At 61.9% G+C, this 12,506-nt stretch carries 10 protein-coding genes; 2 read left to right on the top strand and 8 right to left on the bottom strand.

From position 1 onward, the window contains the following. Nucleotides 1–2: 2 nt before the first annotated feature. The 8 genes from ACTVJH_RS08525 to ACTVJH_RS08490 all read right to left on the bottom strand — a co-directional run bounded on the left by ACTVJH_RS08525 (nt 3) and on the right by ACTVJH_RS08490 (nt 11,644). Complete coding sequence (locus ACTVJH_RS08525; protein WP_011366967.1) at nt 3–2,399, bottom strand: DNA adenine methylase; 2,397 nt, start codon at nt 2,397–2,399, stop codon at nt 3–5. Between the two features lie 103 nt (nt 2,400–2,502). Then, the gene (locus tag ACTVJH_RS08520; protein WP_011366966.1) at nt 2,503–2,856 is read right to left on the bottom strand and encodes a hypothetical protein; all 354 of its coding nucleotides are present in this window, start codon (nt 2,854–2,856) and stop codon (nt 2,503–2,505) included. Beyond that, a complete protein-coding gene (locus ACTVJH_RS08515) occupies nt 2,853–3,365 on the bottom strand; it encodes a hypothetical protein (protein WP_011366965.1) in 513 nt (170 codons plus the stop codon). Before ACTVJH_RS08515 ends, ACTVJH_RS08520 begins: the two co-directional genes overlap by 4 nt. Then, nucleotides 3,362–7,951: a minor capsid protein gene (locus ACTVJH_RS08510; RefSeq protein WP_455989436.1), complete on the bottom strand. Its 4,590-nt coding sequence runs from the start codon at nt 7,949–7,951 to the stop codon at nt 3,362–3,364. Before ACTVJH_RS08510 ends, ACTVJH_RS08515 begins: the two co-directional genes overlap by 4 nt. Continuing rightward, nucleotides 7,951–9,459 (bottom strand): phage portal protein family protein, encoded by a 1,509-nt coding sequence (locus ACTVJH_RS08505; RefSeq protein WP_455989434.1) that lies wholly within the window; start codon nt 9,457–9,459, stop codon nt 7,951–7,953. Before ACTVJH_RS08505 ends, ACTVJH_RS08510 begins: the two co-directional genes overlap by 1 nt. A 114-nt stretch (nt 9,460–9,573) precedes the next feature. After that, nucleotides 9,574–11,097 (bottom strand): terminase large subunit domain-containing protein, encoded by a 1,524-nt coding sequence (locus ACTVJH_RS08500; protein ID WP_455989432.1) that lies wholly within the window; start codon nt 11,095–11,097, stop codon nt 9,574–9,576. Then, entirely contained in the window at nt 11,097–11,375 is a 279-nt protein-coding gene (locus tag ACTVJH_RS08495) for a hypothetical protein (protein WP_455989430.1), read from the bottom strand. The genes ACTVJH_RS08500 and ACTVJH_RS08495 overlap by 1 nt, the downstream gene beginning before the upstream one ends. Then, nucleotides 11,372–11,644, bottom strand: a complete 273-nt coding sequence (locus ACTVJH_RS08490; RefSeq protein WP_013258631.1) for a hypothetical protein — start codon at nt 11,642–11,644, stop codon at nt 11,372–11,374. The genes ACTVJH_RS08495 and ACTVJH_RS08490 overlap by 4 nt, the downstream gene beginning before the upstream one ends. Nucleotides 11,645–11,784: 140 nt before the next feature. Here ACTVJH_RS08490 and ACTVJH_RS08485 point away from each other — a divergent pair, with 140 nt between their 5' ends. After that, nucleotides 11,785–11,979, top strand: coding sequence for a hypothetical protein (locus ACTVJH_RS08485; protein WP_011367833.1), 195 nt, complete (start codon nt 11,785–11,787; stop codon nt 11,977–11,979). A gap of 33 nt (nt 11,980–12,012) precedes the next feature. Then, on the top strand, nt 12,013–12,387 hold the full coding sequence (locus ACTVJH_RS08480) for a hypothetical protein (protein ID WP_013258632.1): 375 nt from the start codon (nt 12,013–12,015) through the stop codon (nt 12,385–12,387). The last annotated feature ends 119 nt before the right edge of the window (nt 12,388–12,506 follow it).

The raw sequence follows: 12,506 nt of genomic DNA, 5'->3' as shown, positions 1-12,506 counted from the left end.
CCTTATGCGTTGATTTGCGAGTGTTCGGGAAAGTCCTCGCCGACACGGTTGCGGTAAGCGGCCATGAACCCGTCGCGCAGACGGTCCTCGAGCGACACCTTGCGGTCGTCCACATCGTGGGGCCGGACACCGGCGTCGCTGCGTAGCGGGGTTTCCGTCGATGCCTTGGCGGCGGGCTTGCCGCCCTGGTCGCTGTCGGCGGGTTTCTCTTCCTTGTCCTTGTCCGCCTTGGCCGATTTGGGCAGGCGTTCGTAAGCGGCCTCGGTGGCGGCGAAGGCTTCGTCGGACAGTTCGGCCAGGCGTTTCAGCTCGGCTTCCCGGTCCTCCTCGGAAGCGAAGGAGAGCCCCTGCTTCTCCAGACGGGTGAGCAGCTTCTTGGCCCGGGAGCGGCAGGCGGCCGCCTTTTGTTCGGCTTCCAGTTCCTGGACTCGTTTCTGCAGCTCGGCCACCTGGGCCTTGAGCTGCCGGTTTTCCTTTTCCAGGTCGGTAACGCGGGCAGGATCGCCTTCCTGCTGGGCCGGTTTCTTCTTGGCCGCTTCGACGGCCGGTTCATCTGTAGGTTTGGTTTTGTCTTCCATCGTGGAATCTCCTTCGGGTTGGGATTGGTCGGGCTGGCTCTGAAGGGACGCCACCTGCAGAATCCTGGCGTTCTCGTCCGCGCCTTTGCGGTCGAGCAGTCCCAGTCCGGTGAAAGTGACGCCGTGCAGAATCTCGAAAACGGGTTGGCCGCCCACATCACGGCCCTTGAATTTGCGCAGGTGGGTGCAGTAGTCGGCCTTGTTCTGGAAGCGCTTGTGGCAGACCGAGCATTCGCCTTCCTGGTAGTCGCACTCCATGGAGACCTGGGAGATGATCCCGCGCTTCATCAGCTTGTAGGCCAGCCGGGCGGCCGGGGTGTCGTGGACATACAGCTCGCCGACGCATTCCACGCGGCCGCCGTTGTCGTCCTCCAGGTAGTCGGCGGCGACGATGCCACCCACGATGTCGTTGAACTCCTGCGAATGCTGCAGATCGACCTTCTTGTTCACGGCCGTCATGTGCCGACCGGACAACTCCTCGGCGGTGAAGTGGTCGCCGTTCTTGTTGGTCCCGGTTCGGCAGAGCACGAAGCTGAACTGGGGGTCGCCCGCCGAACCGACATCCATGGCCTCGGTCGCGAGGCGTTCACCATCGCCCAGCCGGATGTCCACGGGGATGCTGGTGTGGAAGTTCGCGGCGGCGGCCATCGGAACGGGTTTCTCCTCCCGTTCGGCGCTGGCCTTGGCCCCGGGAGCGCAGACGAACAGACGTTCTTTGGCGTTGGAAGCCTCGCCGTGCTTGGAGGTGATGGCGTAGTGGTGATCCTTGGACTTCATCCGGCTCTGTTTGCCGAAGGAGCCGATGATCCGCTTCATCTCCTGCTCGTTGGGATAGGCGTGATCGCGGTAGGAAATCAGCCAGTGCGGAATGTGCTTGGCATTGCCGAGAAAGGTCTGGAAGAACTCGCTGGCGTTGGCCTTGGTGACGGTCTTGTGGTCGGTCTCGTAATACTTGACCTTGGTGTCGGCCTTGATTTCGAGCCCTTCCCAATAGGTCATGAGCCCTTCCACGAAGTGGTAGGCCCGCTCGTAGTTGGTAGTCGAAAACTCGGTGGCGTAGGGCGGATCGAAGTAGGCCAGATCCGCCTTGGCTTTCGGCAGCAGGTCGTTGATGTCCTGCCGGTGGGCCTTGTTCTCCTTGTCGTTGTCGAAGACCAGGGCGTTGATGCGCTGCAGGTTCTTGCGCAGACGATCCTTGAATTCGTCTGGGGTGTCCTGGCGGCGGCCATAGTCGGTGGACGACGAGAAGTGGCCGAAGCCGCCCTTGCCGCTCATGCAGGTCTTGCCGAGGCCGAACAGGGCGATGTCTTTCTTGAAGCCGGAGAGCTTGTCGCAGTTGGCGCGGATGGTGTCGATCAGCGCATGGACGCCCTTGGCGAAGAAAATGCCCTTGAAGTTGTCCTGAACGAAGCTGCCCGCCTTGGCGTTGTCGGCCAGGAGCGCCTCGATCTCGTCCTCGCTCAGGCGAACCGAGTTGTTCTCGATGATCGCCTTGGCGGCGTGGTGGCAGTAGCGGAGCCGGTCGTTGGCGATGACCTGGAGGCCCTTGGTCTTGTACATGTAGGCCACGACCGCAGACCCCGAAAAGGCGTCGAGCACGGTGCCAACGCCTTCCGGGGTATGCTTCCAGATCCAGTCGACGAGCTTCTGCTTACTGCCGATGTAGTTGGTGATGTACTTGGGGCGCTTCTCGGGAGGGAGCTCTTCAGGAGCGGACTGTTCGGCGGCCTCGGTCCCGAGCGCATCGGGATCGAGAGTCAGCGCCGCATCGGCCTCCAGTAGAAACGCCAGCCTTTCCAGGTCTGTGGCGAACAGTTCCATCAACGTCTCCGGTCAGTTTGCTGTGCTCTCCGCGACCTGCGGGGAGCGTTCAGCGGTTACTTACCGGAAGCGTCGTTGATGTGTCGGAGGGTGACGGAGAATTTCAGCGGGTGGGGTTCAGCCGGGCCAGAACGGCCTTGCCGCAGGCGTCGAGGGAGGGGTATTCGTCGCTCTCGGTGATCTCGGAAAAGACCCCGTCATAGGGGGAGCGGGACAGCCGGTGATATTCGAGAAAATTCGCCGGAAGCGAGGTGGCCTCGGCCTCGACCAGACGGTTGACCACCCAGGCGGCCTCGTCCTTGCGGTCGGCAAGCCCGTTCGGCCCCCGGTCGAGGTAGTACATCTCCACATCCAGACCGGGACCCGGCCCCTGAACCCAGACGCCCACGGGCACGTATTCCGGGACGGTGGCTTGCCGGTCGGCCATTATCGAGTCGATCATATAGCGCAGTTTCATGACCAGTCCTCCGCGATCTGGAGATGCTCTTCCAGAAGCTGGGCGTCGATCCGGTGGAATCTTTCGGCGTTTTTTTGTCGGTAGGCGATCCAGCGTTGCCAGTCCGCCGCGAGCTCGGGCTCCGAGACCGGCTCCATCATTTCGACATGGTGAATCCGGCCCAGATCGTCGGTCAGCTCGACAATCAGCCAGCCTTCGGCCTCCTTGCCGTCATGTTCGGCCATCAGGGTGTCTTCGACCCGGACATCGACCACTTTGATGGTGTGGGCGTGCTGAAAGCCCTCGTCGTAACCGAGCGCCTTCCACAACAGCCAGAAATCGGTGCGCAGATGGTTGCCAGCAGCGTCGAAATGGGGTGCGATCCGGGTGACGGTGAAGCTGTCCACCAGGGTATCCAGAAAGAGATCCCCGGATTCTCTGACCGTCATGCGGCTGCCCCGGCTGTTGAACCAGTGCAGCGATTCTTGCAGCCGCCGTTTTTCCTGCTCGATAAAGTCCTTCATGGTCATTGTTTGCGTTTGCTCCAGCTTTGCGGGGTATGGACGATGTCCTCCACCTTGCGCCCGTCGGGCAGTTTCTTGATGCCGCGCCGGGTGAAACTCTGGACGATCTCCCGGCGTTCGTTGTCGCTTCTGGCCACGATGAACTCGATGTTGTCCAGTAGCGTCACCGAGTATTTGAAGATGGTCTCGTTGCCATGGCGCTGCGAGAACCGCTTCCAATCATCGATGCTGGCTCCCCGGTTGCGCTGCACGTAGTCGTCAATCACCTTGCCGTAGGCGTCATGGTCATAGCTGATGGCGTCCATGCGCCGCAGCATCTGTTTCTTGAAGTAGAGGGCCGGTGAGGCGTCGCTGGCCGGTTGCTTCTTGATTCGGGTGAAGAAATAGCTCGCGCCGCCGGTCTGCATGTCGGCCACCGGGGACATTCCGCCCGGAGCCACGCCCATGCGCATCTTCTCGACCGTGCTGACCATGGCTCCGTTGTTCTCCATGATCAAGTCGATGAAGCCGGACATGCTCTCGCCGTTGGTCAGATCGTGGACCAGCGAATAGCCCTTCATCTGTTTTTCCAGCTCCTCATCGGTGATGTCGAACCGGAACTGGTGCCGGTATCCGCCCTTGGCGTCGCGGTCCAGAAAACCCGCCTGGTATTCGCCCAGCGGGTTGTATCCGGAAAGCTGGGTGATGTCCTGAACGCCCAGTTCCTTTTGCCAATAGCCGCGCAGAGCCTGGACCCGCTCGGTGGTGGTGGCATTGCGGTCGTCGAGGGATTTCTGCAGTCGTTTGTAGTCGGCGCTCTTGTCGGTCTTGCGGATGTAGGCGAGCTTTTCGAGATACATCTGCTCGGCGTTTTCCGCCGTGGCCACCCGGGTATCGATCCCAAGCTGTTCGAGCTTTTCCAGCATCGCCTCGACCCGTCCAGGGGTGGCGTCGCCGTCCAGGATCATTTCCAGCTCGCCGCGCTGGGCATAGAGGTTGGTGTCGGACCAGGGGCGATAGCGGACCCGGGTGCCGTCCTCGAAGGTGACGGTGTACTGGTGCCCGTCCTGCATGCGGGAGTTGTGATTGAACAGCGTCCGGTTGTCGATGTCGTCGGCCTCGACGGTAATGGTGCCGGACCCGATCCTGCGCTTGGTATGGGTCACCTTGCCACGTTCCACCTTGAACGGCGGTTTCTCCTTGGGTTTCTGCGCGTCGAGCTTGGGCAAGTACTGATCGAATACGCCGTTGGTGGCCCGGTCCCAGTCGACGGACTCTTCGATCTCCTTGACCCATTTCAGATAGTGGTCCGCCATCTCCTTGACCTTGGGGTCGGCGCTCTTTTGCAGGGCTTCCAGTTTCTTGCGCAGGCGCAGGGCCTTGTCGATCTTGGTCCGGTTGTACTTGCCGTCGCCCACGTGGAAATTGACGTTCTTGACGGCGTCCAGAATCGTCGGAAAGAAGCTGTCTTCGACCAGCGGTTGTCCCTTTTCCCCGACCGCCGTCTGCACATACCTGCGCAGCACTTCGTCGATGCGGCGGTCCGTGTCCGGCCGGATCTTCATCTTGACCACGGTGCGCTTCTTCCCCTTGAAGGTCTCGGTGAAGATCAGCGCGTTCTGATCTTCCACGTCGCCGCTGTCGAAGGGCAATGTTTTGCCTTGCCAGCCGAGTTTGCGGGCTTCCTCAACCAGGGCTTCCTCGGCGGAGGAGAGCAGCTTTTTCTTGCCGGTGGCGGCCGTCAGCTTGTCGAAACGGAACCCCCGATCCCCCAGCACATCGGCGTAATAAGCCTCGAAGTCCCGTCGAAGATTGTGCTTTCGTTCCAGGGCCAGATCGTAGAAATGCCTCAGCCCGGCTGGGTCCTTGGCGAACCGGCCCTCGGCGTAGGGGCGCAGCAGATCGAGATAATCCTCGTCGGCGATCTTTTCGACTTCCTGGATGTAGCGAAGGGTCGCGTTCGGATCGACCCGTACCTTCCCTTCCTTGGCCGCCCGGAAGACCTTGTTGTAAAACGGCTCTTCCTCGCCGCAGACGCCGTTGGGGTGATAGTCGAGCGAGAGCTTGTCCTGGCCCAGAAACTTGAATGCCTGGCCTTTGTCGATGCCGTAGACGCGACCGTCCCGGGCGCGGATGAACTGCTTGGAATGTCCGTCGTGGTTGGCGATCAGCCAGTCGACCACATGCTCGCGCTGGATCTGCTCCAGTTCGATGGTGGTCAGATCCTGGGGCAGTATGTTGCGAAAATCGAAGTCGTCCCGCAGATCGGTGCGCCATTTCTGGATGGAGCCGGTGCGGCCGTTCAATTGGATGGTGCGCACCTCGATGGAATGGGGGTCGATCAGGCGGCCAATCTTGTAGGCGGCTTCCTCTCCGAAGGCGATGAACTCATCGTCCTTGCGGCCAATGGGCTTAAACAGCCATTTGTCGCCGTTTTCGTCGGTCCAGAACTCCTTTTCATGTGCGCCGCCGACAGCGGCCTTGCCGGATTTCTTGAATTTTGACGGCAGACCTTTCTGCTGCCACGCTGAATCGACTGTGGCGAACTCCGCACCTTTCTTGCCGATCTTGGGCTCGGGCGGCTTGACCGGGCTCGGTTGTGGAGCCGGTTTCGGTGGCTCTTTCTTCGGTGTGGCGGGCTTGGCAGGAGCGGTTTTCTTCTTGCCGCCATGTTTTTCGGCCCATGCGGCGTGCTTGGTGTCGATGCTGACCTGAACCGCCTTGATTTTCGCGGGGTCGGTCTCGGTGAAGAGCGTGGTCAGCTCGTCTTTGTTGGCCCACTGCCAATACTGGACCTTGGTCTCCTTGGCGAGCGTCTTGAGCTCTGCCGATTTCAGTTTGCCGACCTGATCCTGGAAGAGCTGTTTCTTGAGGGCGATTTCCTTGCTGTGGGCCGCAAGCAGTTCCTGGGGCAGATCGGTGCCGCCGGAAACCGCCTGTTCCGCCTTGGCAATCGCGTCGAGGAAATCCTTGTAGCCGGTCGGCGTGTCGGGAACGACCACGGCCTTGGCGGCGTCTTCGAGTGCCGTTTTCTGTTTCAGGATCAACTTCTGCTTGGCCTCGTCGACCGCCTTTTTCTTGACCGACTCGGCCATATCGGCACCGGCCTTCTTCTGTAGCGCCTCGACGAGCTGCTGTTTGTTCTTGAGGATGCCGATGCCGTGCTTCTGTTTGGCCGCCGCGAGTTCCTTGCCCATCAGGCCGCTGTGATCCACTCCGGGTTCCAGCTTGTCGAGCAGCTCGATGGTCTCCTGTTTGGTCATATTGAGGGAGATGCCGTTTTCCTTCGCCATCTCCTTGAGCTGCTGGGCGGTCATGCCCTCCAGCCCCTCGGCTGGAGGGATCTTTGCCATCTGGGCGGCGAGCAGCTTGGCCTGTTTGAGTTCCGTCTGCTTCAGCCCGAGCAGATCGACCAGTTCTTCCTTGGTCCGCAGCAGGCCGATCTTGTGTTCCTTGAGCTTGGCGCTGAGTGCCGCTCCGGCCAGGTCGCCGTGATCGATGCCGGGTTCGGCCAGATCGAGCAGCTTGATGAAATCGGCCTTGGTCCGGGCGATGGCCACGCCGTTCTGTTTCGCCAGGGTCTGGAGCTGTTTGACCGTCAGCGAGCCGAGGTCGGCGATGTCGCCGTTTTCAAAGGCGCTCTTGAGCTTGGCGTTCTCCTTGGCCTGGGCGTCGGCCATGCCTTCCAGCACGTGGGGCGGGAGAATGCAGGCGTCCCCCTGCGATGCCTGGGTGGCGGCCTTGGCGGCCATCTCGCTGCCGCAGACGGTCATCGGCCAAGCCACGATATTGGTGCAGCGGCAGTGCGGATGCGCGGGTTGCTGCGGGAACTTGTCGATGGGAAAGGTCTTGCCGTCCAGGCCGCCGCAGACCGGGCACATGCGCTCGTCCTCCATGGCCAGCCATTCCAGTTTCTGGATGCCGACCCGCTCGTGGAACTTGAGCCTGCCCATGTTGTGGGCGCGGAGGACCTCGGTGCGGGCGATCATCTCCATGCGGTACTGGGCCTTGCTGAACACCCGGCTTCCGGCCTGGCGAAAGGAGTCCTTGTCGACAATCACCTTGCCCATGTCCCGGACGATGTCGTCGGCTCCCTTGCCCGTGGCGACGCCGTTCAGGATGGTGCGCTTGATGCCGTCTGCGAGTTCGCGGTGGACGTCACCGGCAAGTGTGAGGTTGTACTGCGCCATGAAGTCGAGGGCGTTGGTGTCGACGATGGTGAACACCTTGGTGGCCAGCTTGTCGATGCCCTCGGGCTTCAGGTCGGCGTAGAACGGCAGCGCCGCGTCGGCGAGCTCTCCGATTCCCTGCTGGATGCCGTGCTTGAAGGAGTCCTTGGTCGTCTTGCGAAAGACCAGGGTCTGCTCCCGCTTGAGCCGTTTCATGGTGTCGTCGAGTTCGAGCTGGAGCTTTTCCAGCCCCTTGAGCGCGGCGAGCTTGTTGTCCGGCAGGGAGCCGAGGGTGCGGTACTGGAGAGTGGCGCGGGCGACCTCGTTTTCGGCCTGTTTCAGCGCCTGGGTGAGCTGGGCCGTGACCTGGTCGTTGTAGCGGTTGCGAGCCGTCAGGCTCTTCAGGGTGGCCGCCTGGATGCGCTGCTTGAGGTCCGACGGCATCAGCGAGGCTCCCGGCGGTCGATGAAGCGACAGGCCGGGGCGTCGAAGGTGCGCTCGCTGTTGTGGACCCGGCAGTGGTTGGTGTCAGCAATGAAGTGGTTGCACTCGTCGCACACGGCAGCATCGCCGGTGGACTCCAGGTCACCCGACCAGACCAATGCCGCCTCCGCCGTGGGTTCATCGTCCTCGGCCGGAATCCCGAGCATCTTCCGGGCGCGAGGCACGCTCAGGATGCCGGAGACAACCATATCCACCACCGGCTTCACCTGTTTCTCGTCCATCAGGTCGATCTGTTTACGTTCGGTCTCGCGGTTGGCGGCCTCGATGTCCGGGTCCAGGTCCATCTTGAGCTGAAGGCTGGAGCGGCTGATGAGTTTGCGGTCGTAGAGTTCGATGAGGAGCTTCTTGAAATCGACCGCGTCGCTGGGGTCGAGGTCGTTGAAGATGAACTGGATGCTTTTGTCGCTGTGGCCGTTCAGCTCCATCCAGTCGTCGAACACCCAGTCGAGGAGCTTGCGTGCGGCCTGTTTGATCTCGCGGATCATGACCATCATCTTCTGCATGCTCACCGAGGCGGTGGCGAAATTCGGGCCGTCTCCGGTCACCAGCGAGCGTGACAGACCCAGGGCCACCACGATGTCTTCCTTCACCTCCTTGACCTTGTCCTCGACGTTGAGGACCTGGCCGTCGGTGCCGTGGGTTTCGACATTGACGTAGAACGGGACCACCAGGCCGCTTTTCATGTCCATCTTGTTGACCATGTCGCGAACCTGTTCGAGCATCCGCTGGTCCGGCATCACCATCTTCTGGCCGAACGCGCCGCCCACCTTGAGCAGGCGGAATGGCGTGGCCCAGCGCTTGGCGATGGCCTGTTCGGCCCGGCGGTAGTCGCGCAGCAGTTCGATGGCTTGAAAGGCGGGAAGCACGAGGGAGTTGCCTCGGGGCGAGAAGGCCGGTGCGTCCCATTTGAGGTGGACCACCTGCTCGACGGGCAGCGGAATGGATTCGCCGCCGCCGGGTGTGTCCTCGGGAAATTGCCGGGCCTCGATCAGCTCGCCCTGGGCGTATTTGACCTTGACCGAAACCGGGTTGACGCAGACCAGCTCCTCGATGTCCTGGCCGGACTTGGTGAAGCGTTTGAAGCCGATGGCGTCGCCTTTCACCAGGAGCTGAAGAACCATGTCCTTGATGAACTGCGAGATGTTCAGCCGCCAGGCGGCCTCCAGAGCCTGCTCCTTGAGGGTCTCGTCATCGCTGGTGATCTTGATCTCGTCGCCCACGGCGAAGGTGCGCCAGGAGTTGACGCAGTTCTTCACCAGCGGCTCCTCGACATAGTATTCCCAGGCCTTGCGGGCGCGTTCTTCCCAGGTGGCCGGAATCGCTTCGGCGGCGTTCACCTTGGCGAAGGCGGCCGAGTCGAGCGCGGCCGCTGCTGCCATCGGCGCGATGACAAAGCCGGTGGTGTCCAGGCTTTCGGGTTGTTCGTCCTGATGGGCGGTGCTTTCCACGTGATCCTCTCGATAGTTTCGGCCATGACAGCCGCACATCCGGCCCGTGTGGGCCGAACCCGGCTCGATGCCCGTTACTTACCGGAGCGGGGTGGAAAGCGTCGAAGGATGCGGTCAGATGAAAACCGGATTGGTGAGCACCGGCTTGATTGAGACCACCTCTTCGCCGACCGGGTCGAGGTTGCCTTCTTCCCGGATCAGCATGGCGCAGCGCACCGCATCGATGATGTGGTCGTTGCCCTTGGAATAGATGATCTTGCCGTCCCGCAGGGTGTAGGTGTGGGTGGTGAACTGGTCTTCCACCTCCAGGTCGTCCGAGGGGAAAATGAGCTGCTTGCGTTGCAGGGCTCCGTTGATGAGGCTGGTCATCAGCTCCTTGGTCCGCTTCTTGACTTCCTTGCCGTCCCTCACCGCCAGCCGGGTCATGCCGCCGAAGTCGTATCCCTTGAGCCTGCCTTCCAGCTCCAGCCCTCTGTACTTGTCCAGGGTGAGCAGCTCTTGAACCACGGCCAGACCGTTGCCGCCATTGTCCACGCCGATGCCCGCCGGGGTGTAGTAACGCTCCAGCAGCGCAATGATCTGAGCGATGTGCGGATAGGATACGTGTTCGAGATGGACGCGCAGGATCATTTTCAGCAGCGTCCGCTCGCCGATCTCCAACTCCTGGAATACGACAATCTCGGTGGGATCGTTGGTGTAGCCCAGGTCGCCGCCGACCCAGAACTGACCGCTGCGGGGCGTGAGGTTAAGCAGCATCTCCAGCCGGTCATGGGCCGCTTCCTCGGTGTCGCAGTCGCGCATCTCGGAATCGGTGATGACGATCTTCTGGTACTCCAGCAGATCCTGCCGACAGAGGTTGAACTGCTCGACATTGAAGGCCCCGTAGGAGGGCTTGCCGTGTTCACCGGCCACCTCGTGCTGCCAACCGGAGCTGTCGCGGCCACCGTAGAACTCCAGCAGTTCGGCTTCGCGATCTTCGGTCCACAGGGGGTTGAGCCAGGACGGCCAGCGGAACACATGGAACTGCTCCGATGAGGTGAGCCGGTAATAGGTGGTGTCGCGCAGGCCGTTGGGCGTTGAGTAGATGCGTAGCGTCCCCCCGGCCTTGAGGCACTGGCGCAGCGCCTTCCAGGCCCGTTCGGTCAGCCAGGCTCCTTCATCGACCCAGACGCGGCCCACGTGCAGGGACCGGAAGGCGTCGCCATAAGCCCCGGCCGGGCGGAAATAGAGCACCGAACCGTTGGTGAACTCCAGGCGGAAATAGGGTTTGCGGTGGATCTTGGGCTTGCCGTACTTGGTCAGGGCAATGCTGTTCATCAGATCCGGGTTGGTGTCGAGCTGGAACTCGATCTCCTCGATGATGGTATCGAGGTGCCCCTGGTGCGGAGCCGCGATGAGGCCCTGGCCGCCCCGGGTGGTGAAGGCGTAATGGAGCGCGTCGGTCGAGAGCACAATGGACTTTCCCACGTCCCGGCCGTCGAGGTGGATGATGTTCTTGGCCGGGCAGCGCAGGTCCTCCACCTGGTGCGGCCAGTAGTCGCGGCCTGAGCCATCCCGGTTGTAGAGGTAGGCTTGCCCCCACAACACGGGATCGCTCAGGGTCGCCGCGAGTTTGCGCTCCTTGTCGGTTACCGCCATCAGTGCATTCCCGTCCTCAAGGCGTTGCCGAGGATGGTGCTCACCAGTTCCGTCAGGATCTGCTGCACGGCCAGGGTGTTCTTCCGGTCGTGGACAGCTTCCTGAATGTCGATGATGGCCTGGTCCAACTCCGCCCAGGCCAGGTACTGCTGCTGGGCCGCTTCCAGACGGCCGAGGGCGTTCTCTATCCGTCCAGCCGCCAGCTCGGTGCCGATTTCGACCAGGGCCTCACCGGCCTGGCGGACGGCATCGCTGTTTTCCTGAAGGATCTCTTTCATTGGCCTGCCTCCTGGTTCGAGCCGTTGGCCCACTGGTCAAGGGCGTCCACGGCGGTCTGCAAGCGCAGGCCGACACCGGTCAAGCGCTCGGCGTCCGGGTGGCCGACCTCGCGCAGCGCCTTGTTGGCCTCGGTCACATACTCGGGTGTGTGGCGGTTGACGGTGGCCACTGCCGACTGGATCTGGGCCGGAGGCCGGTAGGTGGCGCAGCCGGTCATGATCCCGGCCAGGACCAGCGGGATGGTCCATTCGAGTGTCTTCTTCAACATGTTGATCTCCTTTGGTTTATGGGTTTGGGGCACATGCAGAAAGATCTCTGCAAACACTTGATTTCCAACGAAATAGAAGCGTCATTGGATGTGACGCGGGATGGTCCCGCATCCAAGAAAACCGGAACCGGAGGCAGGCCATGACCTACGACAGAAACCGCCAGCAGGCACTCAAGGCGTACCGAGAAAAGCAGGAGAACATCACCCGGCTGATAGAGGGCATTCGCGGCAAGCTCGAAGCGGACGCGAAGCAGCCGGACATCACCTGGGCGAGCGTCGGCTCCCTCGGCCACGTCGAGGAACTGCTGCGGGAGCTGGACGAGTTCCTGTCCTGAACACACCGGGCCACCAACAAAGGAGACATCGACATGACCGAATGCACCGTGCATCAAGCCGCAGAGGCTTTCATCGGCTACCTGCGGGAATCCGGAAAGAAAGAGCGGACCCTTTACACCTACCGGAAGGACCTCGACGCGGTGGAGGCCTTCTTCGGCGCGGATCGCCAACTCGCCGAGATCCGGCTTCCCCAGGTCGGAAAGTTCTACAAGTCCGACCTGCTGCTCAAACTCCCCGACGGCAAGGAGCGGGCCGAGCGCACCATTGCCAAGACCGTCCGGGTGTTCCGCATGATGATGGTCTGGGCCAGGGAGTCGGGGCGCATCGAGGAGCTGCCTCTGCCCAAGAGCACACCCATGGGCCACAGCCGGGTGAAGGAGTCCAGCGATGAGCAACCGAACGGCTGACCTCGACCTGACGGGGGCGACAGAGGCGTTCTGTGCCCGCCTGTCGGCCGAAGGACGCTCCCCGGCGACCATATCCGCATACCGCCGGGACCTCGCCCTGGTGGCCCGCGTGGCCGGGA

The sequence above is a fragment of the Desulfoplanes sp. PS50 genome (assembly GCF_053851535.1).
This window is presented reverse-complemented; position numbering and strand designations above follow the sequence as displayed.